Annotated in this window: 27 protein-coding genes, 1 other RNA gene and 1 other annotated feature; of the genes, 1 reads left to right on the top strand and 27 read right to left on the bottom strand. The window is 40.4% G+C overall.

Features of this window, described 5'->3' with window-relative positions; genetic code table 11:
• The 3 genes from ssrS to hisS all read right to left on the bottom strand — a co-directional run bounded on the left by ssrS (nt 1) and on the right by hisS (nt 3,299).
• Nucleotides 1–185, bottom strand: a non-coding RNA gene (ssrS, locus tag AC6I1H_RS18015) — 6S RNA.
• A gap of 65 nt (nt 186–250) precedes the next feature.
• Nucleotides 251–2,023 (bottom strand): aspartate--tRNA ligase, encoded by a 1,773-nt coding sequence (aspS, locus tag AC6I1H_RS18010; RefSeq protein ID WP_497738877.1) that lies wholly within the window; start codon nt 2,021–2,023, stop codon nt 251–253.
• Nucleotides 2,016–3,299, bottom strand: a complete 1,284-nt coding sequence (gene hisS, locus AC6I1H_RS18005) for a histidine--tRNA ligase (protein ID WP_497738876.1) — start codon at nt 3,297–3,299, stop codon at nt 2,016–2,018. The genes aspS and hisS overlap by 8 nt, the downstream gene beginning before the upstream one ends.
• Before the next feature lie 48 nt (nt 3,300–3,347).
• Nucleotides 3,348–3,557: a binding site (T-box leader), on the bottom strand.
• 226 nt (nt 3,558–3,783) lie between these two features.
• On the opposite strand from hisS, the gene AC6I1H_RS18000 reads away from it, so the two are divergent.
• Nucleotides 3,784–4,962: a S1C family serine protease gene (locus AC6I1H_RS18000; RefSeq protein ID WP_497738875.1), complete on the top strand. Its 1,179-nt coding sequence runs from the start codon at nt 3,784–3,786 to the stop codon at nt 4,960–4,962.
• Nucleotides 4,963–4,981: 19 nt separating this feature from the next.
• Here the strand turns inward: AC6I1H_RS18000 and AC6I1H_RS17995 are convergent, their stop codons facing one another.
• The 24 genes from AC6I1H_RS17995 to AC6I1H_RS17880 form a co-directional block, all read right to left on the bottom strand.
• Complete coding sequence (locus AC6I1H_RS17995) at nt 4,982–5,215, bottom strand: hypothetical protein (RefSeq protein ID WP_497738874.1); 234 nt, start codon at nt 5,213–5,215, stop codon at nt 4,982–4,984.
• Between the two features lie 54 nt (nt 5,216–5,269).
• Nucleotides 5,270–5,890: an MBL fold metallo-hydrolase gene (locus tag AC6I1H_RS17990; RefSeq protein WP_497738873.1), complete on the bottom strand. Its 621-nt coding sequence runs from the start codon at nt 5,888–5,890 to the stop codon at nt 5,270–5,272.
• Between the two features lie 10 nt (nt 5,891–5,900).
• Nucleotides 5,901–6,350, bottom strand: a complete 450-nt coding sequence (gene dtd / locus AC6I1H_RS17985; RefSeq protein WP_497738872.1) for a D-aminoacyl-tRNA deacylase — start codon at nt 6,348–6,350, stop codon at nt 5,901–5,903.
• A 14-nt stretch (nt 6,351–6,364) separates the two neighbouring features.
• Nucleotides 6,365–8,530 (bottom strand): RelA/SpoT family protein, encoded by a 2,166-nt coding sequence (locus AC6I1H_RS17980; RefSeq protein WP_497738871.1) that lies wholly within the window; start codon nt 8,528–8,530, stop codon nt 6,365–6,367.
• A 20-nt stretch (nt 8,531–8,550) separates the two neighbouring features.
• On the bottom strand, nt 8,551–9,063 hold the full coding sequence (locus tag AC6I1H_RS17975; RefSeq protein ID WP_497738870.1) for an adenine phosphoribosyltransferase: 513 nt from the start codon (nt 9,061–9,063) through the stop codon (nt 8,551–8,553).
• Nucleotides 9,064–9,068: 5 nt separating this feature from the next.
• Nucleotides 9,069–11,600, bottom strand: a complete 2,532-nt coding sequence (gene recJ / locus AC6I1H_RS17970) for a single-stranded-DNA-specific exonuclease RecJ (protein WP_497738869.1) — start codon at nt 11,598–11,600, stop codon at nt 9,069–9,071.
• 136 nt (nt 11,601–11,736) lie between these two features.
• Nucleotides 11,737–12,093 (bottom strand): LapA family protein, encoded by a 357-nt coding sequence (locus tag AC6I1H_RS17965; protein WP_497738868.1) that lies wholly within the window; start codon nt 12,091–12,093, stop codon nt 11,737–11,739.
• Nucleotides 12,094–12,287: 194 nt separating this feature from the next.
• The gene (locus AC6I1H_RS17960; protein WP_497738867.1) at nt 12,288–13,934 is read right to left on the bottom strand and encodes a VWA domain-containing protein; all 1,647 of its coding nucleotides are present in this window, start codon (nt 13,932–13,934) and stop codon (nt 12,288–12,290) included.
• A gap of 166 nt (nt 13,935–14,100) precedes the next feature.
• Nucleotides 14,101–15,267 carry a magnesium chelatase ATPase subunit I gene (locus AC6I1H_RS17955; protein WP_497738866.1) on the bottom strand — a complete coding sequence of 389 codons (1,167 nt, stop codon included), beginning with the start codon at nt 15,265–15,267 and terminating at the stop codon, nt 14,101–14,103.
• 82 nt (nt 15,268–15,349) lie between these two features.
• Nucleotides 15,350–15,658 (bottom strand): phasin family protein, encoded by a 309-nt coding sequence (locus tag AC6I1H_RS17950; protein WP_497738865.1) that lies wholly within the window; start codon nt 15,656–15,658, stop codon nt 15,350–15,352.
• A 15-nt stretch (nt 15,659–15,673) separates the two neighbouring features.
• Entirely contained in the window at nt 15,674–16,546 is an 873-nt protein-coding gene (gene secF, locus AC6I1H_RS17945; protein WP_497738864.1) for a protein translocase subunit SecF, read from the bottom strand.
• 12 nt (nt 16,547–16,558) lie between these two features.
• Nucleotides 16,559–17,800 carry a protein translocase subunit SecD gene (secD, locus tag AC6I1H_RS17940; protein ID WP_497738863.1) on the bottom strand — a complete coding sequence of 414 codons (1,242 nt, stop codon included), beginning with the start codon at nt 17,798–17,800 and terminating at the stop codon, nt 16,559–16,561.
• 148 nt (nt 17,801–17,948) lie between these two features.
• Nucleotides 17,949–18,101, bottom strand: a complete 153-nt coding sequence (gene scfA, locus AC6I1H_RS17935) for a six-cysteine ranthipeptide SCIFF (protein WP_497738862.1) — start codon at nt 18,099–18,101, stop codon at nt 17,949–17,951.
• Between the two features lie 76 nt (nt 18,102–18,177).
• Nucleotides 18,178–18,561, bottom strand: a complete 384-nt coding sequence (locus tag AC6I1H_RS17930; RefSeq protein ID WP_497738861.1) for a TIGR04086 family membrane protein — start codon at nt 18,559–18,561, stop codon at nt 18,178–18,180.
• A 62-nt stretch (nt 18,562–18,623) separates the two neighbouring features.
• The gene (yajC, locus tag AC6I1H_RS17925) at nt 18,624–18,908 is read right to left on the bottom strand and encodes a preprotein translocase subunit YajC (protein ID WP_497738860.1); all 285 of its coding nucleotides are present in this window, start codon (nt 18,906–18,908) and stop codon (nt 18,624–18,626) included.
• Between the two features lie 75 nt (nt 18,909–18,983).
• Entirely contained in the window at nt 18,984–20,099 is a 1,116-nt protein-coding gene (tgt, locus tag AC6I1H_RS17920; RefSeq protein ID WP_497738859.1) for a tRNA guanosine(34) transglycosylase Tgt, read from the bottom strand.
• Nucleotides 20,096–20,734, bottom strand: coding sequence for a transporter associated domain-containing protein (locus AC6I1H_RS17915; RefSeq protein WP_497738858.1), 639 nt, complete (start codon nt 20,732–20,734; stop codon nt 20,096–20,098). Before AC6I1H_RS17915 ends, tgt begins: the two co-directional genes overlap by 4 nt.
• A 215-nt stretch (nt 20,735–20,949) precedes the next feature.
• Nucleotides 20,950–21,591, bottom strand: coding sequence for a hypothetical protein (locus tag AC6I1H_RS17910; protein ID WP_497738857.1), 642 nt, complete (start codon nt 21,589–21,591; stop codon nt 20,950–20,952).
• 9 nt (nt 21,592–21,600) lie between these two features.
• Nucleotides 21,601–21,771: a hypothetical protein gene (locus tag AC6I1H_RS17905; protein ID WP_497738856.1), complete on the bottom strand. Its 171-nt coding sequence runs from the start codon at nt 21,769–21,771 to the stop codon at nt 21,601–21,603.
• Between the two features lie 22 nt (nt 21,772–21,793).
• Nucleotides 21,794–22,285 (bottom strand): hypothetical protein, encoded by a 492-nt coding sequence (locus AC6I1H_RS17900; protein ID WP_497738855.1) that lies wholly within the window; start codon nt 22,283–22,285, stop codon nt 21,794–21,796.
• A gap of 51 nt (nt 22,286–22,336) precedes the next feature.
• Nucleotides 22,337–22,513: a hypothetical protein gene (locus AC6I1H_RS17895; RefSeq protein ID WP_497738854.1), complete on the bottom strand. Its 177-nt coding sequence runs from the start codon at nt 22,511–22,513 to the stop codon at nt 22,337–22,339.
• Nucleotides 22,514–22,960, bottom strand: coding sequence for a hypothetical protein (locus AC6I1H_RS17890; protein WP_497738853.1), 447 nt, complete (start codon nt 22,958–22,960; stop codon nt 22,514–22,516).
• A gap of 2 nt (nt 22,961–22,962) precedes the next feature.
• Complete coding sequence (locus AC6I1H_RS17885) at nt 22,963–23,133, bottom strand: hypothetical protein (protein WP_497738852.1); 171 nt, start codon at nt 23,131–23,133, stop codon at nt 22,963–22,965.
• A 188-nt stretch (nt 23,134–23,321) separates the two neighbouring features.
• The gene (locus AC6I1H_RS17880) at nt 23,322–23,885 is read right to left on the bottom strand and encodes a helix-turn-helix domain-containing protein (protein WP_497738851.1); all 564 of its coding nucleotides are present in this window, start codon (nt 23,883–23,885) and stop codon (nt 23,322–23,324) included.
• Between the last annotated feature and the right edge of the window lies 1 nt (nt 23,886).

Below are 23,886 nucleotides of genomic sequence, written 5' to 3'. Positions count from 1 at the left end.
AAATACCCCACCATGCCGTACAACTGACAGTAAATAGAGACCCCGCTCAACCCAGGTGGGTGTCCTCCTAAATGCTTTATATTTCCCTAACAATAGGGCATATATGCCACATTTAGAGACCGGACTCCCTATGTCATAGTGTTGGCTCTTTACTATGTCAGTTAATACGCACACAGCAGGGATGTTTTTGTTTTTTCTATTTATTATAATACCACAAATCCCGTTTTTAATCAAGTTTAGAGCATGCAGTTTAAATTTTCACCTGTATATGGAGTTCCCTCAATTGTCTGGTTTCAACTTCAGCGGGGGCACCCGTCATAAGGCACATCGCATTCTGAGTTTTGGGAAATGCGATGCAATCCCTTATACTATCGAGGCCTAGAAGAAGCATTACCATACGGTCCAGACCATAAGCTATACCGCCGTGAGGAGGTGTACCATATTCAAAAGCCTGCAGTAAAAATCCGAAATTGCTTTTTGCCCTTTCTTCGGTGAATCCCAGAACTTTAAACATTTTCTGCTGAATTGAAGAGTTGTGAATTCTTATACTGCCTCCGCCGAGTTCCGTACCATTTAATACTATATCATAAGCTTTTGCCCTAACATTGGCAGGATCGCTATCAAGAAGCGGAATGTCTTCATCCATAGGCGAAGTAAAAGGATGATGCATTGCCACAAATCTCTTTTCTTCTTCGTCGTATTCCAGTAATGGAAACTCTGTGACCCAAACAAATTCCATTGCGTCTTTTTTCAACAAACCAAGGGTTTTGCCAAGATAAAGCCTCATCTGACCCATAATTGACAGTACACTTGCTTTTGCCTTATCTGAAATAAATATTAACAAATCGCCGTTTTTTGCATTCATTCTTTGTAATAATTCATTCATGGTATCTTCAGTAAAAAATTTGGCTATGGGTGATTTTACACCTTCAGGCGAAACGTTTATCCACGCCATCCCTTTGGCGCCGAACTCTTTGGCCTTTTCCACCAGTTCGTCTATTTGCCGGCGGCTAAAAATCTTGCCGCCTTTTTCAACATTTATGCCTTTTACAATGCCTCCGCCCTTTACCGCATCGGTAAATACCTTAAATTCACTTTTAGAGACTATATCGGATACTTCCACCATCTCCATGCCGAATCTCAAATCTGGTTTATCCGAACCGAACCTGTCCATGGCTTCTTTATAAGTTAGCCTTCTGAAAGGTATATCCACTTTTCTTTGCGTTACTTGTTCCACCACATATTTTATTAATTTCTCATTTAACTCGATGACATCATCCACGTCCACAAAAGACATTTCAAGGTCAAGTTGTGTGAATTCGGGCTGTCTGTCCGCCCTTAAATCCTCATCCCTGAAGCACCTGGCAATTTGATAATAGCGTTCAAAACCTGACACCATCAACAGCTGTTTGAAAAGTTGGGGGGACTGAGGGAGAGCGTAAAAGCAACCGGGGTTGACCCTGCTGGGCACCAGATAGTCTCTTGCTCCTTCAGGAGTGCTTCTGGTAAGCATGGGAGTTTCCACTTCTATAAATCCGTTTTCGGATAAAAAGTCCCTTATAGCCTTGTTTACGCTGCTACGGAAAAGTATGTTGTTTAACATTTTTGGTCGTCTTAAATCCAGATACCTGTATTTAAGTCTTACACTCTCATCCACGTTTATGTTGTCCTCAATCGGGAAAGGTGGCGTTTTTGACCTGCTCAAGATGTCAAGCCTTTTACATGCCACTTCCACAAATCCGGTAGGAATTTTTGGATTCACATTTTCTTCAGGTCTCAAAGACACCCTACCCTTTACCGCAATGACGTATTCGCTCCTTATTTCTTCCGCTTTTTTAAATGCCTCAAAGCAATCGGGATTGATTACCACCTGGCATACACCGCTCCGGTCTCTTATGTCTACAAAAATTATTCCTCCCAGATCCCGACGAGTCTGTACCCAACCCATCAATACAACTTCTTTTCCGACGTCGCTTTCCCTCAATTGGCCGCAGGAGTGAGTTCTCTTAATTTTTTCATTCATGTTCGACACAACCTTTCCGTATACGATTTGATATATATTCAATAATTTCTTTACCATCGACCCTATATTGTTCTCCATCGGCAAGGTCTTTTACGGTAAAAAATCCCGATTTTATTTCTTCTTCACCTATTATCAGGGCAAATTTGGCTAAAATTTTATCGGCATATTTCATCTGGGCTTTTAAGCTTCTTTTCAGGTAGTCGGTTTCCACCGAAATTCCTTTTTCTCTAAAACCGTAGAGAAGCTTAAGCACCGCATCCCAATATTCATCATTCATAACTGCTATGAATACATCTACGGTTTCTTGGGGCAAATTCAACATATTCTTTTTTTCCAGGATAGTCATAAGGCGCTCTATCCCCATCCCGAAACCTGCTGCAGGAGTCGGCGGCCCGCCGCATTCTTCAAGGAGATTGTCGTATCTTCCACCGCCGCATACGGTACTCTGGGCTCCCAGATCGTTCGAGATTATTTCAAAAACCGTTTTTGTATAATAATCAAGACCTCTTACAATCCTCGGGTCCACTGCATAATCGATATTTATTAATGATAGATCATTTTTTACCATTTCAAAGTGGGATTTACAGTAGTCGCAAAGGTAATCAAGCACAATCGGAGCTCCTTCGAGCACCTCCCTGCATTCGGGATTTTTGCAATCCAGAATCCTCAGTGGATTTCTATTCAGTCTTGATTTGCATGTCTCACAAAGCTTTTGTTTGCTTTCACCAAGAAAATCTTTTAAAGCCTTTTTATATTCTAACCTGCATATTTTACAACCGATGGAATTTATATGAAGTATTACATCTTCAAGGCCCATCTCCTTCAAAAACTGCATTGCTAGTGCCATAATCTCCACATCGATGTGGGGGCTTTGAGACCCAAAAGCTTCCACTCCGAACTGGTGAAATTCCCGCAGCCTCCCTGCCTGCGGCCTCTCGTATCTGAACCCCGGCGTTACGTAAAATAGTTTTACCGGCAGAGGCTGTGTGTACAATTTATGTTCTATATACGCTCTGGCGACAGGCGCAGTTCCTTCAGGCTTCAATGTTATGCTCCTGCCCGATTTATCTTGGAATGTGTACATTTCCTTTTCAACTATATCCGTCGTTTCGCCCACGACTCTCTTGAAGAGCTCCGTGTGTTCGAAAACCGGCGTCCGTATTTCTTTATAGGAAAACCTTCTGCATATTTCCCTGAATTTATTCTCAAGGAAAACCCATTTTACGGCTTCCTCAGGCAAAATATCCCTGGTTCCTCTCGGAGCTTGTGTAAGCATTGCCATCTCCTCCTAATGACATAATAAAAACTCCCGTCGCTGACATAAATCAGGGACGGAAGCTTTTTCCGCGGTGCCACCCTGTTTGGTAAAAAACCCACTTTGTAAACTCTAACGCGTTTTTCGTATACCCCTACTGTTATTCGGAGTATAGGCTCCGGGGTGTTTTTTTCGGTATAAATTACTCAAAAAGCGCTCTCAATCGCGGCGCTTTTTCCCTGTTGAGTTTTATGCCTGCTGCCCCTTCTTTGCCTTTTGCCTTTTTTGTTTTTAATTATATGAAATCTTTTTTTACATGTCAATATATTACTTTGATAATTTATATTTATTTTACTTATAGTTTTCCTCAATGATAATGTACCTCTAGTTAGAAAACCTTAGTTTAATAAATTCACAAATTCCTAACAAATTCAACATAAACTCAATAAAATCACAGGATAAAATAATAATAGAACTTATAAAAACACTTTTGGGAGGTTTTAAAATGACTCTCTTTAATAAACACAAATACTTGATAGCAGTACTGCTAGGGCTTGCCCTCGGCGCCGCGCTTGTCATCGGCGGTATATCGGCATATAATATGATAAACCCTTCAAATTCCGCAAAAGCTGGTATACAGGGTACTGCTCTAGTAAACACTTCCGCTCCTGAGACAGCTCTCCCCACAGGCATACCGGATATAGTAGACAATGCCAGCAATGCAGTAGTGTACATTGAAACAACCGTTGAAAGCACTTCTTCAACAGACTCATTTTTGAACGATCCTTTCTTCAGACAATTTTTTGGAAACGACTTTAGAATACAACCCAAGTCAAGAGTAAGTAAAGGTATAGGTTCAGGATTCATCATCAACGCAGACGGTTACATTTTGACAAATGAACATGTCATCGATAACGCTAAAGAAGTAAATGTAACGGTAAAAGGGTTTGAAAACCCTTTCAAAGCCACGGTAGTGGGGAAAGACTTTGATCTTGATCTTGCGGTGTTGAAAATTAATTCTTCAAAAAAGTTGCCTTACTTAAACCTCGGTAATTCTGACAGTATGAGGGTTGGCGAATGGGTAATCGCAATAGGCAATCCCTACAGACTGGATCATACAGTAACGGTTGGGGTCATCAGCGCTAAAGGCAGACCTGTCACCATCTCTGATGAAAGCTCCGGAAAAGATCGCGTTTATAAAAATCTCATACAGACCGACGCTGCCATAAACCCGGGCAACAGTGGAGGACCTTTGATTTCTCTTAACGGCGATGTAATAGGTATAAATACTGCCATCAATGCCCAGGCTCAGGGAATTGGTTTTGCCATACCGATAAATACTGCGAAAGAAGTTTTAGATGACCTTATTAAAAATGGTTCGATAACAAGACCGTATATAGGTGTGGGACTTCAAGACCTGACAAAAGATTTGGTTGATTATTTCAAGTTAAAAGACCAGAACGGCGCTATCATAACATATGTCTATCCAGACAGCCCTGCGGAAAAAGCCGGTCTTCAACAGGGAGATGTAATAATAAAAATAAATGATACCATCATTAAAAATTCCAACGATGTGGTTGAAACTGTCAGCAAGGCAAAAGTAAATGATAAGATGGTGCTGGTAGTTTATAGAAATGGTCAAACTCTATACATTTCTCTGGTTGTCGGCAAGAAGCCTCAATAAAAATATTTTCCGGCGGTAATCAAATTTGCCGCCGGTTTTTTTTGCTTTTTGAAGTTTTAAAGAAAAGGGAAGGACCATCAGCCACTTCTTCGTCCTGCAGCTCCTTTTTTATACTTCTCACGGTCTCGATGTCAATATTCATATCTCTGGCTATTTCCTCATCCATGACATCTTCTTCAAACAGTTCGACAAAGTCCTGATAATCGTCGGTACCGGAATTAAGGCCTTTTGCTAGTCTGTTTTTTTTCACCATAACTTCCCTCCCGCTCCAATATAGTATTAGTTTTTCCTAAAAAATAATAAATATTTAACGCAGGAAAGGGTTGGTAGCTTTTTCCTGTTTAATTGTGGATTTAATTCCATGACCTGGATATATTACTGAACTTTCATCCTGTACTAACAATTTGTCTTTTATGGAAGATATTAACTGTTTAAAGGAGCTCCCCGGAAAATCACTTCTTCCTATAGATCCGGCAAACAGGGTATCTCCTGTAAATATTATATTATCCACCTTTATAGAAATGCTCCCGGGAGTGTGGCCGGGGGTATGAATAACATCCAAAGTCAAATCTCCCACAGTCAACTTTTCGTTACCTTTCAATTTTATTTCCGCTGGTGAAAAGCTAAGGCTCGTCCCCATAAATGCGGAAAGGTTTTGCTCTGGAAAAAGCAACATGGGTGCGTCTTTTTCATGGATTGCAACTCTGGCGCCTGTAGACAGTCTGACCTCCTCAAGGCCCGCGATATGGTCTGCATGACCATGAGTGAGCATTATTAAATCCACTGTAAATTTCTCTTTTGATACTATACTTAAAATATCTTCAGAGTTTCCTCCTGGGTCAATAATAACCGCTTTCTTGCTATTTTCATCCCCCAGAATATAACAGTTAGCCGCCATCATCCCTACCTGCAGACATTTCAATAACATGACAAACCTCCTAAAAAAGCTTCTTGCTGTCAAGCAAAATAGTAACGGGACCATCATTAAATATTTTGACCAGCATCTCCGCTTGAAATCTGCCTGTAACTACCTTCGTTATCTTGCCCCGGCAAATATCCACAAAGTCATTGTATAATTTCTCCGCTTCTTCAGGCGGAGCCGCCTGTGTGAAGCTGGGTCTCCTCCCTCTTCTCACATCTCCCATAATGGTAAACTGTGATACGACCAACAGCTCTCCGTCAATATCCCTGAGAGATTTATTCATTTTTCCATCTTCGTCTTCAAATATCCTTAAGGTAACAACTTTTTCTGCTAGATAACTTGCATCAGCGATATTATCTCCGATTTCCACTCCGAGAAATACCACCAGACCTTTGTCTATTACAGCTACTTCTTCCTGCCCTATTGTCACCGATGCAGATTTTACCCTCTGCACTACGGCTCGCATTTATATTCCTCCTATTATTGGTTCATGACCCTTCGAACATCATAAATTCCATGAACCTTTCGTATTTTTTGCATTATATTTTCAAGATGTTGCTTATCATTTATTTCCAGCACCAGGTCGATCACTGCTACGCCATTCTTTGAAGCTCTGGCATTTACGGCATCGATAGTGGTTTTCATGTCTCCTATAATATTTATTATATCTGAAAGTACCCCGGGCCTGTCAAAGGCTGAAGCCTCGATTTCCACCGGATATGACGACTCTTGGATTCCTTCCCATTTTACTTCAATCAAACGTTCCCTGTCATACAGATTGTTAACCACATTGGGGCAGTCCGTTCTATGAATTGATACGCCCCTCCCTCTCGTTATATATCCAACTATCCTATCACCAGGTACCGGATTACAACATCTCGAAAATTTTATCAAGAGATTGTCCATTCCATCTACCTTTATGCCCTGATCAACCTTTCTCTTGCCCTTTATCCTTGCTTCGTTTTTATCAACAGTTGATTCCGTTTTTTCTGCTTTTACATTTTTCCTGTATTCGTCAAGTATCTTTTGCAGAGCATGATTCGATGTTATGCCACCGTATCCTATGGCGGCATATAAATCTTCCAGATTTGAAAGACTCATTTTTTTAAGAAGATTGGGGATAAAGTCATATTTGAGCAGTTGATATATATCATACCCCTGTCTCCTGGCCTCTTTTTCGAGCATATCCTTCCCGCGGGCAATGTTTTCTTCGCGCCGCTCTTTTTTAAACCATTGCCTTATTTTATTTTTTGCCTGAGTAGATTTGACGATATTCAACCAGTCCCTGCTTGGCCCATTACTGTGCGCAGATGTTATTATTTCAATGATATCGCCGTTAGCCAGTTTATAATCGAGGGGTACCATTTTACCATTAACCTTTGCTCCGGTACATCGGTTTCCAACATCGGTATGAATTCTATATGCAAAATCTATAGGGCAGGAACCCATAGGCAGATCTATTACATCTCCTCTGGGAGTAAAGACATAAACTTCATCGGTAAACAGATCGATTTTCAAGGATTCCATGAACTCTCGGGCATCCTTCAGTTCGCGCTGCCAGTCCAGGATTTCTCTCAGCCATGATAATTTTTTATCAAATTCTCTGTCTCCCTTATCACCCTCTTTGTATCGCCAGTGGGCCGCAATACCGTATTCCGCAGTCCTGTGCATCTCGTAAGTTCTTATTTGAATCTCAAGGGGATCTCCCAGCGAATCTATTACTGTTGTATGCAGAGATTGATACATATTTGGCTTCGGCATCGCAATATAATCTTTGAAGCGTCCGGGAATAGGTTTCCATAACGTATGGACCACTCCCAGAGCGGCATAACAGTCTCTAATACTGTCTACAATAACTCTTACCGCCGTCAGATCATATATTTGCTCAAAAGTTTTATTCTGTTCTTTCATTTTTTTGTAAATGCTATAAAAATGTTTCGGACGTCCTTGAATATCGGCCGATATTCCCGAGGCTGACAATTTCTCTCTCAATATATTAATCATTCTATTTATGTGCTCTTCCCGCTCTTTCCTTTTTTTTGCAACCTTGTCTACCAGTTCATAGTAATGTTCAGGCTCCAGGTATCTAAAGGCAAGGTCCTCCAGTTCCCATTTTATTTTTGAGATTCCGAGACGGTGAGCAAGGGGGGCAAAGATTTCGACCGTTTCTATAGCTTTTTCTTTCTGTTTTTCCTTTGGAAGGTATTTTAAAGTCCTCATATTGTGAAGGCGGTCAGCAAGTTTGATAAGGATTATCCGAATGTCTTTGGCCATAGCTAGAAACATTTTTCTCAGGTTTTCCGCCTGCTGTTCTTCTTTTGTCCTATATTCCAGCTTTCCCAGTTTTGTCACTCCATCGACAAGCAGTGCGATTTCTGTGCCAAAGTTTTTTTCAATATCTTCTACTGTGTATTGTGTATCCTCAACTACATCATGTAGTAGACCTGCCGCAATTGTGGCTATGTCAAGTTCCAGGTCTGCAAGAATAATAGCCACTTCTAGGGGGTGGAATATGAAAAGTTCACCTGATACCCGGTGCTGACCGCTGTGGGCGTTTTTTGCAAATTCATAGGCTCTCCTAACCAGTGAGAGGTCAGCAGAAGGGTTATAAGACAATATATGTTTTTCAAGCAAAGCAAAATTCAAATCTTCCACCCCTGCTCCGTTTAATATTTTATTAGTGAAATCACGTCATAACCGGCCAGGTTGTCCCTACCATTTAAGTCGGTAAGTTCAATCAAAAAAACTACTGTTGAAACAACTCCGCCCATTTTTTCTACCAGCTCTATGGTGGAAAAAATGGTGCCTCCTGTAGCCAGCAAATCATCTGCAACTATAACTTTTTGACCTTTTTTTATTGCATCTACATGCATTTCCAGGACATCGGTGCCATATTCAAGCTTGTATTCCGCCTGTACGGTTTCTCCCGGCAATTTCCCCCTTTTTCTTGCCGGAACAAATCCAACTCCCAGTTCATAAGCTAGCGGGGCTCCGATGATGAATCCCCGGGCTTCTGGGCCGGCAATTAGATCAAATTCCTTTTGCCTTATTAGGTCTGCAAGAGACTTGATAGCATATTTATAAGCCTCACCATCTTTTAACAATGTAGTAATATCCTTAAAACTGATGCCCTTTTTTGGAAAATCCTCGATAACCCTGATTTTTTGCTTTAAGTCCATTTGAATCATATTCCCCCTTGTAATTTTTCAAATTCTATAAGCTTTTTTTTGATAAAAATAAATTCACGATATGTATTCGATGTTTCAAGGCTGGTCTTTCGCGGCTGGCCGTTTTTTTTATCAATCTGTATAAAACCATGCTTTATCTTAAAATTAATGATTCCCATTTCCTGAAAAACTTTTAAAACATTAATCAAACCCATGTAATGTAAATCAAAATCAATATACTGGCGTAATTGGTTTTTGAAATCATTGATATTCATTATAAAACTCAACTTGTCAGGCGATAATCTGTCGAGCAAACTGTATATCTTCCGCATGTCTTCTATTTCAGGAAGCATTTTTTGACACACCATATGGTTAAAACGAAAGTCCGCCTTTTTAAAAATAGCATGAATTATAGAACCGGTAGACATATTTTTTAACCTCAATCCGAGAATTTGGGCGCTAAATGGTGCATCATAAAAAACTATATCGTCCGCGTTTTTTTTACTACCTATATCTATAGGATTTATCAATATAATATTCTTTTTTTCCCTCTCGGTATCCGGATTTAAGCTGAAAAACACTCCGGTATCATTTTTTATGTGCTCCATGTCTTTTAAATATTCCAGAAGCTGCCATGCCTGATACGGGGTATTTATTATGACCAGGACCCTCCGGTCTTTCAAAAATAGTTTCTTTACATACTCATTTTTCTCCCAAGTATCCTCATTTTTTATAAACTCAGCGCTACTCATGTCCGGTAGGAGTTTTGAAAAAGCGAGCCGAACAATTTCATTTTTAAAGGTGGAATAAAATCTCTTATAATAACCTTCCTCAATTTTAATCAGTAGTTCATCCTGTAAATAGGGTATTTTTATGTCTTTTATTTTCAATTGTGGTTCCGTAATTCCCTGCCACCGGTTTACCTCAAGGTAAAAAGCAATATCCACTACTGGGGCCATATTTAATTCTTCTTTATACAAACCAAAATTAAAACCTATAGCCGCTATCTGTTTTTGTTTTTTCTTGAGGCTGAGCTTCAAATGCCTGTTTTCGCTTCCCACGGTGCGAATATGGTTGACACAAAAGTTTTTACACATGAAAACAGGTTTTGGGTTGCCATATCCAAAGGGTTCTAGTAATTCAAGTTGACCTGCGAGGTCCATAGTTATGTCTTCTTCCTTCAATTCCATTTCTATGTTTAATTCAGGAGTATACCTTCTCTTTAATGTATTCCCAGCAATTTTGTTGATTTCTTCTCTAAAAATCTCTATATTGTTGACGCTTATGGCAAGTCCCGCTGCCTGTTCGTGACCGCCGTACCTTGTTAGTAGATGGGAAACCTGGCTCAAAGCTTCAAAAATATTAAAACCGGGAATGCTCCTTCCTGAGCCCTTACCCTCTTCACCCTCCAATGCTATTAATATACATGGCCGGTTATAAATTTCTACCAGCTTGGATGCCACTATTCCTATGACTCCGGGATGCCATTCATGGCTTGAAGCTACAATTACTCTCTCTTCATCCAGATCCAGGCCCTTCTCGATCATTTCTCGCGCCTGGGTGAGAATTTTCGATTCGATAGCCTGTCTTTCTTGATTTATTTTTTCAAGGGTCCGAGCTAATTCAAAGGCTTTAGTTTCATCCTTGGTAAGAAGAAGTTCCACGGCTATATCCGCACTGGAAATCCGGCCAACTGCATTCAACCTTGGTGCCAGTAAAAAGCTCACCTTTGTAGCGTCCAGCTTGATATCCGATATATTGAGCAGTGACTTCATAGCTTTTAAGCCCTCATTGTCGGTTTTTTCCAGGTGTTTAAGCCCATACTTTGCAATTATACGGTTTTCATCCAGAAGCGGCACAATATCTGCTATGGTGCCAAGGGCTGCCAGCTCCAGATTATCTTCCAAAGTTTGCTGATCAAGGTCGGTCAGGGCATGGGCCAGCTTTAAAGCTACTCCCACACCTGCCAGATTCTTGAATGGATAATTGCAATTGTTTTGTTTTGGATTAACTACTGCCACGGCCTGCGGGATTAGATCTTGAGGCTCATGGTGGTCCGTAATGATGACATCAATACCTAGACTCTTTGCATACTCCACTTCTTCAAAACTACTAATGCCGTTATCCACCGTTATTATAAGGGTCGTACCCCGCCCGTGGATTTTATCAATAGAATCCCTATTCAAGCCATAGCCTTCATCGATCCTTGAAGGAATATAATAATCAACATCGCCACCCATTTTTTTCAAGGTTTTCATCATTATGCAGGTACTTGTTATACCATCTACATCATAATCTCCATAAACTGTTATCTTCTCACATTTCTTTACGGCGCTCTTTATTCTATCAACTGCTTTTCCCATATCCTTCATCAGCATTGGATTGTACAGGCATTCTATTCGCGGGTCCAGAAACCTTTCAATCTGTTCTTGGGATTCGACCCCCCTTTTTCTCAACAGTTGCAAAATTATAGGATTTAACTCCGGAAAGTTTATTACTTCATGGAATGTTTCCCTCGGACTTATCTTCCATTCGGCACTTCTCATCATATAAACGGTCTTCCCCTGATTTTGGTTTAAAGTTCATTGCTAAACAATATTAATTATAAACTAAACAATTTATTATATCAATAAAAAACACAACCGGTATAGAGCCTGCGGTTGTGTTTTTATCAGGCTAATTACATTATGATGAAGCATCGGTTTTCTGGGGTATGCCTTCATCGTGCATATCCTCTGCATTTTGAGCTTCCATTGCTTTTTTCACTGTTTCATACTGTTCTTTCACTTCTTTGAGCTCTTTCTCCAGTTTTTTAATTTTCCCCTGATATTCCCACATTTTTACTTTTGATTTAACCTGTGAAAAGACTCCCAGCATCAATACTACTACCGATCCGATAGCGGCAGATCCGAGAATGACCAGTGCCTGGGAGATGGGGTAATTTCCCCAGGGAAACCGGATTACAACTTCATTGGCATTGGATATGGCAAAAACAGCTACCAGGAATGCAAATATCAATGCAAACACTAGAACTAACTGCATAAAAGACCCCCTATTCTTTTTGGGTTTTATTTTGTTTATTCTATATTTTTTCTCAAAATCCTCCATTTTTCTATATCTAAATCTTCGATCCTAACTCTTCGAGGCAATCCTCGAAATTATTTAAGAGGTAGATTTTGATGAAACTTTGTGCGGCATTATCTTGCCCGCAAGCGGGCAGATGAATGCCGCAGTCGTTATAACAATTGTCCACTTTCCCTTGTGACATCTAAAAGTACATCCCTGTTTAGCTCATCCACCACAAAAAGTTTTCCCTTTGCCGCCTTAGTAATATTTATAAGGCAATCTTTATTAGGCTGAAGGCCAATACAGCAAAAATCTATTTTTTTTCTCGCTATTTTTAATGCCGCATTTATAGCATCTTTGATGGGGTCTTGCGTCCAGAGGGAGACGGTGGGGATTCCATCGGTTATGAGTATTATCAGGGGATTTTTTACAAGTCTGGAACTCATATATGAAATGCCCTTATCAATAGCGAGGGCCAGAGGTGTGAGACCAGTGGATGTTATTTCATTGAGCCCCGCATCAAGAGTGCTGAAGTTTCTGGTAAAAGGCACATACACTTTGACTTCCCTTTCCTGAAAAGCCAGCACACTAACCCTTCTATGAAAATTGAGCACCAGGTGTTTTGCCAAAAACTTGGCATTTCTAAGCCGGTAACCTGCCATACTGGCACTGGCGTCTATAATAAGACATATGTCCTGGCTCATCTTTGGATTGCGCTTTAAAAAAACAAGGTCCTGCTCATCTATACTGAATCTTTCTTTTTTGTAATAGCATCTGGTAAGGGCGTTTTTTACTGTTTCATTTATTTCCAGTTCCACAATCCAATTTGCCGGATTAAATGTTTCAGAAATAAGTGGGCCCTTATTATCCAGACCTGTCCTATTTGAAGAATACGCGATGTGAAACCCATTGTTATTTTTTTGTTTCGGTAAATTTTTTATGGATTTCTTTAACATTAGCTCCAATTCTTTTCGGTTTACTTTAAAATAATCCTTCAGCTTTATTCCATCCCTGGTGAGGCAATAGCAATTTGAGTCTTTTTCAATAAAATTGTTTTGTTCCATATGCTTAATTATGTCATCCATGTCACCGTATTTTTTCTTTAAATTGTATAGGTTATCACCCGAGGCCTTACTTTTGCTCAAAGTATCTAAAATATCCTCAATTTCTCTTATACTGTTAAAATGCTCAATTAAAGCTGCGGCTTCCCGGCTTATCTTATTATCGGAAGTGTTTGACCAATTCTGTCTGAGGTTGGAATCCGAATCAGTGGCGTAGGGTGACATATCTATGGGGCAGTTGCCTATTTCATTGAAGATTTTTTCCACTTTTCTTAATTCAATATTTTGCAATTGTAAAACTTCTTCCACCTTATCTACCAGAAAAAACACCATATCAAGCCTATCATCGGGAATTAAACCCCCCAGGTGGACATGGTTCAGGTGGTCTTTTTTAAGGCTTTCACTCAGACCATAGTTTAAACTACCGGAAAGCCTGCCGCCGCCGCTTCCGGTCTGAATATCTATATAATCAATAAAATTGTTCAAACCACCTTCTACCATGCTTTTTTTTAAGTATTCGGCAGCTTTTTTAATATCAATAGCAGCGATTTCGTGAAACAAATCTATATGGATGATTTCATTTTCATTAAACCGATTGTAAAAAACCCGTCCAGCATCGGAGTTCATTATTATATGCACTTCTTCCGGTTGATGCGGGTCTATGGTGTGAATTTTTCTGCTGACTACCGCGGTTTCTCCAATCCTTACCCCCCTGTTTTTCTCCAGTTCTGAGCGGAGTATTTCTACATGTATCACCTGCGGAGTTCCTCCTCTTTTTTTACATAATCCTTTAACTCCAACTGCTTAATGGATAAAGCCTTTCCCGAAGGAGCCTTAATGTCTATATTTTTAGGGTCAAATGAAAGTGGTCTGCTGCTTTTTCCGCCTGCAGAAGGCGAAAATTTATTTGTTAAATATGAGATCATTTTTTCAACAGGATTAAAAAATCTATCCTGTAATTTCCTGACATTCGCCCCGGTCTTTTCATTGTTAGTTTTTTGCAAAATATTTTTTTTGATTCCGGGTCCAGGATTTTTACTACGGGTTCCGATTTTTTTTCAGCTTGATATCTTTTTTGTTCTAGATACTTCATAAGTTCATTTAAATTTTTAGCGTCCATCCTGTGGCGAAGGGCGAATCTTGACAAAAATATAATTTCTTCGATATCCGGAGATTTTCCCAGAAGCGCTCCCCTTATTCTCGCCCCCAGCATTATTGCTTCAATGCTTCTCAGGCTCTCCAGACCAAAATCCACATACATCGAAGCCAGAATGGCCTTTATTTCATCAGAAAGGAAAAAATCATTGATTATTGTTTGAGTTTGCCGGAATTTTTCTTTTTTAGCTTCTATCATTATACTATCGTAATTGTGTTCATTGTTTCCATCCAATATCATCTTTAAAACACTTGTATCCAGTGGTCTTTCTACATTCACTGTAAAATCAAACCGGTCGGAAAGCTGTCTTCTTATATCCTCAAGAGGCCCCGGCTCTTCGTCGGGATTTGAAGCCGCCCAGACGCTAACTTGAACCGGTATCACGACGGTTGGCAATCCAACTTCCTCTATTTGAATTCTTCCGGGTTTGGTTCCCATTACATCCAGCAGGATATCCGCAAGTTCCGGCGAGGTGTCTGCAATGCGGTTTATTTCATCCACAAAAATAATTCCCCTATGGGCCCGCGGAATAGTCCCTAAAAGCAGCGCAGCTTCCGGATTGTCTTTTGATGCAATTTTTTTTAGGTCAATGCTTCCGACCACTGTACCTTTTTTAGCCGATGGAGATATTTCCAAAAACGGCATTTCAATTTGTTCAATACCCAGCTTTTCGATTTCTGTTTTTGAAAGATTCCTGTGATCGGGACAATGAGGGTTTTGTGGATCGCAGTTGTACTCACACTCCTTTATTCTTTCAATTTTAGGCAAAATTTGTTTTGCTGCTCTTATAATCGTAGTTTTGCCCGTACCTCTTAGGCCCTCGGCATGAAAATGTACCGGCATATTTGCCATGGTTCCGAGAATGGAAATCTCGATCATGTCAAATAAAGAATCGTTTCCCTGGTGACGTACAAGTTGTGAAAAATTTTTCATAACACATCCCTCTCGAAAAATCCTTTTGTCATAAAAATATTTTCTCCGAAAAGGATATTTTTAATAAAAGAAAAAGAGGTTTTTACGCCTCTTTTTCATCAATAATTTTATTAACTTTTTCTTCCAGTATTTCCAACCGACGTTTTATTTCTTCAAGGTCTGATTTTCTTACAATATTCATTGAAGAGATGGCATTTTCAACCTGTTCCTGTACTTTTTGCTTCAGTTTATCCCTTTCTTCCTGCATCCTGCTCATCAAATTATTGAGTGCATCTTTCCCGTCATCTTTTGACAGTTCGCCTTTTTTTATCAGTTCCGAGATAATTTCTTCAGCTTTTTCTTTAGTCAGGGTGGCAAGCCCTATACCTGCATATAACAATTCTTTAAACACGGCATTTCACCTCTTTTAAGCTTTTGCGGTTCCGGGTTTTTGCCTCCACATTGCCCAGAGCGGGCTTGCTATAAATATGGAAGAATATGTTCCGCTGGCAATACCAACTATGAGCGCCAGAGTAAAGTCTTTTATAGTCTCTCCGCCAAACAGGAAAAGGGCAATTATAGTCAAAAGGGTGGTCAACGATGTGTTTATTGACCTTGCCAGAGTTTGAATAATACTTAAATTTGCCACATCGTTGAATGATGCTTTCCTCATCAGCCTTAAATTTTCTCTTATCCTGTCAAATACCACAATAGTGTCGTTTATTGAATAACCTACTATCGTCAGTATTACGGCGATAAAAGTGCTGTCAACAGGAATCCTTAAAATGGCATATAAACTTATTACCATCAACACATCGTGAATTAGCGCCAGTATGGCAGCCACAGCTGATTTGAACTCAAACCTGAACGTAATGTAAATGAGCATGCCGATGTTCGCTATAATCAGGCCGATAATAGCCTGCCGCTGAAGTTCTTTTCCGATTACGGCATCTACTTTTTCAGCTCTTATAAGTTCGGATTTGGCCCATTTTTGCTTCAATGCGGCGGTAATATCAGCCTGCTGCTCTTTTGTAAGCACTACCGTTCGGATGATCAGTTCCTGCCCCAAATCACCGGCTTTTTTAACATCATAGTCCTTCAAATTGAACTTGGTCAAAACACTTCTTACATCCTGCAGGTTGTAGGATTCATGAATATTGTATTGAAGGATGTTACCCCCTGTAAAATCTATGCCCCAGTTCAGGCCGTATAAAAAGATATTTACCAACCCTATGGCGATTATGGAAAGAGATATCCCAAACCAGAGCCACTTTTTCTCCATTATTTTATATGTTTTCACTTTTTTCACCTCTTATACACCATATAGTTTTTTGTTGGTGAAGAACTTTGCGTTTATCAGGTTTACCAGAATCATTCTTGTAACGGTAATTGCTGTAAACATACTGGTGAGAATACCTATTATAAGCGTTACTGCGAATCCTTTAATAGGTCCGGAGCCAAAGTATAAAAGTACGACTGCCGCTATGATAGTAGTGACATTGGAGTCGATTATTGTGGTCAGGGCTCTATGAAATCCACCGTCTATGGCGGCTCTCAGAGTCTTGCCGTTGCGCAATTCTTCCTTCAGTCTCTCAAAAATCAACACATTTGCATCCACTGCCATACCTATAGAAAGAATGAATCCTGCGATTCCCGGCAGAGTCAATGTAGCCCCGATGGCCGTAAAAATTATCAATACGAGCATAACATATAAAATCAGTGCAAAATCTGCTACAAGGCCGGGAATACGGTAATAAAACAGCATGAACAGCAATACCAGGATAACGCCTATTTCCCCCGCCTTAACACTTTTACTCAGAGAGTCTGCCCCAAGTGTTGGGCCTACGGCCGTGACTTGCCTCTGTTCCAGGTCCACCGGAAGTGAACCGGCTCGGATCAGAGTCGCCAGTTCTCCGGCTTTGTCTATGCTGGGTAGATTGGTAATTACCGCATCTCCTCCGGTAATTACATCCTGTACTGTCGGAGCTGAAATCACCTGGTTGTCCAGCTTTATGGCAATCTGTTGATGCAAAAATTTAGAAGTAGCATCGGCAAATTTTTTTGCTCCAGCTGAATTCAGCTTCAGGCTCACCATAGGTTCATTCTTGTTGCCATATACCGCCTTTGCGTCTCTTACATCGTCTCCTGTTAGAATAACTTTTCCGTCAGGTCCGACAAATTCCAGAGAAGCCGTCTTTCCAATAATGTCCAGCGCCTTCTGAGAATCTTTGACCCCCGGCAGCTCAACTCTAATCCTTACATCACCCTGCCTGGCAATTAAAGGTTCGGCTACACCCAACTGATCTACTCTTCCTCTTATTACCTCTACCGCTCCGTTCATTTTTTCACTGGTAACGGTTTCGCCGGGCTTGGGTTTCGCCTCGAGCAATACTGAAACTCCGCCCTGTAAATCAAGACCGAGTTTAATTGCTTTTTTAATCGGTACAACTTTGTAGCCGGCCACCTGAAAACCCACGAGAAGCGAATAAGCTAAAAAGGCCGCCACAACAACCACGGCTACGATTTTAAGTATGCTTTTTGTTCTTGAATCCATTTAGTCACTTCCCCCAATCTAAGCTTAATGCAGCTTTAATTATATCCCTGGATTTTTAGGCTGTCAATAATTTAGAAAGCTGCAATCATTCCCCGATTTGCCAGGTTATAGGATATGTAGGCAAATAAAAAGGGCCTTTCTCGCGGCCCTATTCATTTTCTTTTTGGCATGCCTGATTTGCTACTGTGCAGGAAGTTTTGCATGCCGATTGGCATGATGACTGGCATTCACCACATCCCTTTTTCTCGATACTTTCAATAATATTTAAATTTCCTTTATGTATTGTTACTATATGGCGCAAAGCAGCTTCCTCCTTTTTATTTTTCTAAAAAAATTATAACATAAAACAGTATCGATGCAAAGACAAATTTAATATTCTATAGATTCGTCCCCAATACTCCCGCCACCATTCCCACCACAAAGCCCAAAATTAAATCTAAAATGGTGCTCAAACCATAAGACATAGTCGGTATGATAAAAAAACCAAGTATTAAAAGCACGACTACATATATAAATCCTATCAAGCCTCCATGCAGCCAGCCAAGTCGATCAATATCTCTGGTGGCATTTATACTGCTTATTATTATACTCAATGCACTCAGCACAACTACGGACGTTGGTATTATATCTTCGGATATTTTTGTATAATATAGTATTCCACCCAGTATTAGGAATAAGATAAGTGTCAGAAAAAAAGCATTTAATATACCACATACAATCTTAATGTAATTAAGACCTTTTCTCGTCCTGGAAGATTTCATAATAAATCAACCTCCTTTATACTAATACTTTATTTACTAAAGGAGGTCGAATATGACAAAATTTATTCACTTTTTTCTGTTTTCTTTAAAACATTTCCTATGGCTGAACGCGTCACTTTTATTTTCAGCTTATCCCCAACCTCCAGAGTTATAACGTCCTCTTTGATATTGAGAATCCTGCCGTAGATCCCGCCGATAGTGATGATATCATCACCTTCCTTTAGGTTGGATAGCATATTTTTACGATCTTTTTCCCTTTTTTGTTGAGGCCTGATTATTAAAAAATAAAAGATAGCAAATATTAATATCAGTGGGCCAAACTGCTGCAGGAAGATTGTCAAATTCAAATTCCACTCCCGCCCTTTCTATTAAATTTTATAGTATTTAATTCTATACAAAAGTGAAAAATCCTTTTTTATATATTAAAATTCTTGATTATAACCAAATTCTTCAAAGAACTCTTTTTTAAAATCAAGCAAATACTCTCCTTCAATAGCTCTGCGGATATCCTTCATGAGATTCAATAAAAAATACAGATTATGTATTGTCGTAAGCCTTATGCCCAACACCTCTCTGGCATTGATGAGATGGCGGATATATGCCCTAGTATAATTCCTGCACGCATAGCAATCGCATTCAAGGTCCAGAGGTGAAAAATCTCTAGCATATACGGCATTTCTCACTACCAGTTTTCCTTTCCTGGTAAACACTGTACCGTTTCTTGCAATTCTTGTGGGAAGTACGCAATCAAACATATCTATTCCTCTGAGTACCCCCTCAAAGATTGCATCGGGAGAACCTACTCCCATCAAATATCTGGGTCTTTCCTCCGGCAGAATCGGTACCGTATAGTCCAGCACCTCATACATTTTTTCCTTAGGTTCTCCTACGCTCAAGCCTCCGATTGAATACCCCTCAAAATCCAAAGAAAGCAGATCCTTCGCGCTTTCCTCACGTAAATCTTTATAAAGCCCCCCCTGCACGATCCCAAAAAGCGTTTGTTCCGGGTTGACATGAGCTTTTTTACACCGTTCAGCCCACCGCGTAGTCCTCCGTACTGAGTTTTTGACATAATCGTAAGTGGCAGGATATGGAATACATTCGTCAAAACACATGATAATATCCGCACCAAGAGCATTTTGAATTTCTATTGATGTTTCCGGCCCTATGAAATGTAAAGAACCGTCTAAATGGGACCTGAAGGTAACTCCTTCTTCTCTTATCTCTCTCAATTCTCCCAGGCTGAATATCTGGTATCCGCCGCTATCCGTCAGAATAGAGGCGCTCCAGTTCATGAATTTATGAAGACCGCCGGCTTCCTCCACTATTTTATGCCCCGGTCTCAGGTAAAGATGGTAGGTATTGCTGAGAATAATTTTTGCACCAATTTGCTCCAGTTCCTCCGGAGTCATGGTTTTCACCGTAGCCTGCGTCCCTACCGGCATGAAGGCAGGGGTTTCGAAAGTCCCATGGGGAGTTTGCAGCAAGCCACACCTTGCCCTGCTGTCTTTCGATTTTTTTGTTACTTTAAACTTCAAAGCAGATCATCCTTCTTCCCGATTTTAACTACTTTTATTTTTTGTATTAATTCATCCTCCATAGAAATAATAGAAATTTCTGCATCGGATACGCGAAATCTTGTACCTATTGCAGGCTTTTCGCCATGCTCCATACACAGCCTCGCCACAACGCCACCGATGGTATTGCCAAGGTTTTCAGGAATATTTACATCGACAAGTTCATTTACTTCCCTTGTAGACATTGCCGAATTTACAACAGTACCCTCCTGAACGAAAATTTTGCCCGGAGCAAAGACTTTGTTGATGGCAAACAATCCCGCAATAGCCAGGATACCAAGTAATATATCAAGCATGGTCTTTGACTCTATTATCATCTTTCTCGCAATGGCATAAAGCAAAACTTCAATAACGCTCGAGGGAGTATGCCTGACCAGCATTATCACCAACTCCAGACCAATGACCAGGGTCAAAGTATGTCCTAAAAATGTCTGTAAAAGCTGAAACGTTTGTAATGGCGGTGTAGTGTATATTATTTTAAAATATCTAAATAAATCAAACGAACCAACAACCACTCCTGCAATAAGAAATAACGCCAACGCAGCTTCAAGAATAAAAACTCCCTTTACGATTTTCTCTGAGACCTTCCCTTTCATACAACACCCCCTTATTTTATAAACATGGCATCCCCCATGCTCACGGGAAGCAGGAGGAATGCTCATCATGTACTATCACAAGTAATTAATTATAACAAACATAGTGGTCTTTTTCAACCGCCGAAATTGCCTCTCACAGCCCCGTTTACATCATGTGGTATTTATATATTCAAAGTTGCGTAAGACTTTTGCACGGGGCTGTATTTTGATAAAAACTATATCCTGTTACCAATCTTATATATCTTATCCTTCCCTTTTCCGGACCCTTTAATGAATGAATCTATCCAAATAACTTTTCCGCTTTTGTAATGTCTGAAATGCCCTCGGACCGTAAACTGCCCGCTTGGAGATTTTCGATAACCGGATGCAGCAAAATGTCTCTTCCCACTGCTGTTTTTCATGAGATAAACTGTAGATGCTGAGCTTTCCTTCTTCTTACTTCGGTTTTTCTGAACGTTTTTTCGTATGCTGTGGGTTTCACTGTTCTCCCGCTCATTCCCTTCCAGAGCTTCCGGCACAGTTTCTTTGCAGTATGCCATAAAAGCCATTGCTGAACAGTAAACGGTAAGTACGGATTGCTTATCATCACTTTTCAATTCCGTCCTATCCTTAACCAATTCAAGCAGTCCGTCTGGCCGTATTCTATATTCCATCATTCCCAAACTTACTCCCTTATGACTTACATAGAGCCTTATCTTCGATTCATTCCGGAACCCTTTGATAACATAGCCGGATTCTGTACAATCAATCTTACATGCCGGTAAAACCGGAGGATACCGGCGAACAAGTTCCTTGTTCTTGTCTCTCCAGTCAAGGAGAAACTCGGTATCCTTTATGGTTAAAACAATTTTATCCATCTTCCACCTCTATTCTTGACAATCTGGACAAATGTCTTGATACTCTCCGTTAACACGTCTGCTGACCCAGCCCAACTCCTTCTTTGCTTCTACTGCTTCGTCGAAGTAGTCGAACCCTGTTTCCTTATTTCCGCATACATCGCATACTAATCTAAATTTGTTATACTCTCTGTCAATCATTTTGCTTTCTCCTTTGCCTTGACTAACGCATGGCCTGATAGTATTCTTCAAAGATTTCATCTATGGCATCAGCCGTATCCCCGCATATGCTCCATTGTGCTTTATCGCCGCCCCACCAGAGTTTTACGGCTCTGTCACTGGTGTCTACTTCGATATGAGGTCCTCCGGTTGCTATTGTCACCGCAACACCTCTGTACTCGCCATCACCACCAATATGATATTCGATATCAAGAGCATCTTCAAAGTAGCTGTATAAGTCGGTTGCTTCTCCGTTGTCCAGCTTTTCACGTATTGCTTCGAGCTCTTCCTTCATTTCTTGGAGTTCTTCCTGTTCCGCTTCGGTCAACGGGCCGTTATCTTCGTCTTCATAGTCCGCTATATCTTGTTCTAACTCTTCGACTCGTTCTTCCAGTTCATCCCTGCTTTGCGGATTTGCAGCCAGCTCGTCAAGTTCTTTGGCTATTTCTCTTACCCTTTTCAGGCATTCTTCTTCATAAAATCTGCTATTACTCATTTTTCTACTCCTTTCTGGGCGGTTTCGCCGCCGCCCACCGGCTATTCATTATTACTTTCTTTCATCCTCTTCAATTTTGACTCCGCAGTACGGGCAATACTTTATAGGAACCAGCCTTCCGTCTATTACCATGTAGGGCATTACATCATGCATGTTAACTTCCGGCTTTCCGGTTCCCTGCCTGCAAATATGGACCAGATGCTCATGACCAGGTACTTCTTTCAGCAACTATTTCACCTCCCCCGTCATGTAGTCATACAGCTTAGCTTTCAGCTTCATAACGTCGCACTCAAGGTCTTCAATCATTACTTTGTAGGATTCAGCTTCTCTCTTTACTTTCACCAGCGTTTCATTAAGCTCCACAAGCTGCTTTTCGTGATACTCGGCGTTTCTTTTCAGGACTGCTTCAACCTGAGTTTTAGCTTCAAGGTCTCGTTTCAGCCTCTCAATTTGTTTCTCCATTTCCTCTCTTTCTTTTCTGGCCTTTTCTTCAATCTTGAAGGATGTTTCCACATACTCACGGGTTGTACAGCCCCAGTCGTTCTCAATATTCTGTTCTGCTATTTCAAAGGCTCCGTCGAATACTGCTGCCAGGTAGCTATCTGTTCCAAGTTCTGCTACCATCTGTCTGATTTTTTCAAGAGTCTTGCGCTCTTGGTCCTTCGTAGCTACCATTACTACACCTCCTTAAACTTGATTTCCATTCCGTCCATCCAACTAATCTGTGTCATTGGGTCTTCGGCGTATGTTTCTTTCGCCTCAGCTATTCTTTTTTCCAATCTGTCTTTGCCAATCCATTTTTCAGCTTCCTTGCGGCTTATCTTTTTTCCATCTTTGTAAATCAGCATTGTTAAGCCCTCCTACTTACCGTTAGGTAATTTATTTATCTTGTCTTCATCTTAACTTACGAAATCGTAAGAGTCAATCATAATTACTTTATTTTATAAAAATTTTTTCTTAATAAACCAATGAATTTATATTAAGGCATGAAAAAACAGCAGGCATATGAACCTGCTGTCTCTATACTTCCGTACTTTTAAGCTGCTCCGAATACTGAATCGACATCTCCGTCTTCGCCGTATTGCTCATAAAGCCTTCTTGCATCTTCCACGCTACAGGGCGATATATGATTTACTCCATTCTTCCAGTCGGTGTAATGAGCTACAAAATATCTACCTTCTCCGTCTCTGTAAAGCTCCATAAACCACCCGTCAGTCCATAAAGTATGACAAAGAGCATCGGCTTTATAAGTATCGTATATAACTCCATTAACCATCTGGCGAACCCTGGGACCGATTCCTCGTTTCCTTGTCTTTAACTCTTCATTGCTGTCAATCTCAACCATCTTTATTTCAAATCCCAGGATGGCAGCAACCTTACGCCATTCCTCGGCAGAGAGGGAATTATTCTTAAGCCTTCCGCTTAGATTCTGAGGACTCCAACCCATCTTTGCTGCCAATTCTCTTTGAGACCAGTTCTTAGCTTTCAGAGCATCTCTTATGATGTCTGCAACGGTCATGTTACCACCTCCCAGTATAATGTTTACTTCATTATACTCAGGACTTGATAACGTGTCAATCTTATCAGAAAATCCACTCATC

It is taken from the genome of Biomaibacter sp. TOL, assembly GCF_059717795.1.
The sequence above is the reverse complement of the archived record's forward strand: the minus strand, read 5'-3'. Positions and strand labels throughout refer to the sequence as shown.

Excerpts from the sequence above, each read along its gene's own strand:
- AC6I1H_RS17910 (WP_497738857.1), bottom strand. The coding sequence starts at position 21,591 with ATGGATAAAATTGTTTTAACCATAAAGGATACCGAGTTTCTCCTTGAC.
- AC6I1H_RS17975 (WP_497738870.1), bottom strand. The coding sequence starts at position 9,063 with ATGGACTTAAAGCAAAAAATCAGGGTTATCGAGGATTTTCCAAAAAAG.
- AC6I1H_RS17990 (WP_497738873.1), bottom strand. The coding sequence starts at position 5,890 with ATGTTATTGAAATGTCTGCAGGTAGGGATGATGGCGGCTAACTGTTAT.
- AC6I1H_RS17965 (WP_497738868.1), bottom strand. The coding sequence starts at position 12,093 with ATGCAGTTAGTTCTAGTGTTTGCATTGATATTTGCATTCCTGGTAGCT.
- AC6I1H_RS17995 (WP_497738874.1), bottom strand. The coding sequence starts at position 5,215 with ATGGTGAAAAAAAACAGACTAGCAAAAGGCCTTAATTCCGGTACCGAC.
- AC6I1H_RS17930 (WP_497738861.1), bottom strand. The coding sequence starts at position 18,561 with ATGAAATCTTCCAGGACGAGAAAAGGTCTTAATTACATTAAGATTGTA.
- AC6I1H_RS18000 (WP_497738875.1), top strand. The coding sequence starts at position 3,784 with ATGACTCTCTTTAATAAACACAAATACTTGATAGCAGTACTGCTAGGG.
- AC6I1H_RS17915 (WP_497738858.1), bottom strand. The coding sequence starts at position 20,734 with ATGAAAGGGAAGGTCTCAGAGAAAATCGTAAAGGGAGTTTTTATTCTT.
- dtd (WP_497738872.1), bottom strand. The coding sequence starts at position 6,350 with ATGCGAGCCGTAGTGCAGAGGGTAAAATCTGCATCGGTGACAATAGGG.
- AC6I1H_RS17900 (WP_497738855.1), bottom strand. The coding sequence starts at position 22,285 with ATGAGTAATAGCAGATTTTATGAAGAAGAATGCCTGAAAAGGGTAAGA.
- AC6I1H_RS17955 (WP_497738866.1), bottom strand. The coding sequence starts at position 15,267 with ATGAAAAATTTTTCACAACTTGTACGTCACCAGGGAAACGATTCTTTA.
- AC6I1H_RS17885 (WP_497738852.1), bottom strand. The coding sequence starts at position 23,133 with ATGCTGATTTACAAAGATGGAAAAAAGATAAGCCGCAAGGAAGCTGAA.
- hisS (WP_497738876.1), bottom strand. The coding sequence starts at position 3,299 with ATGCTTACACAAGCTCCGAGAGGAACCAGGGATATTTTGCCTGAGGAA.
- aspS (WP_497738877.1), bottom strand. The coding sequence starts at position 2,023 with ATGAATGAAAAAATTAAGAGAACTCACTCCTGCGGCCAATTGAGGGAA.
- recJ (WP_497738869.1), bottom strand. The coding sequence starts at position 11,600 with ATGATGAGAAGTGCCGAATGGAAGATAAGTCCGAGGGAAACATTCCAT.
- AC6I1H_RS17880 (WP_497738851.1), bottom strand. The coding sequence starts at position 23,885 with ATGAGTGGATTTTCTGATAAGATTGACACGTTATCAAGTCCTGAGTAT.
- secD (WP_497738863.1), bottom strand. The coding sequence starts at position 17,800 with ATGGATTCAAGAACAAAAAGCATACTTAAAATCGTAGCCGTGGTTGTT.
- AC6I1H_RS17890 (WP_497738853.1), bottom strand. The coding sequence starts at position 22,960 with ATGGTAGCTACGAAGGACCAAGAGCGCAAGACTCTTGAAAAAATCAGA.
- AC6I1H_RS17905 (WP_497738856.1), bottom strand. The coding sequence starts at position 21,771 with ATGATTGACAGAGAGTATAACAAATTTAGATTAGTATGCGATGTATGC.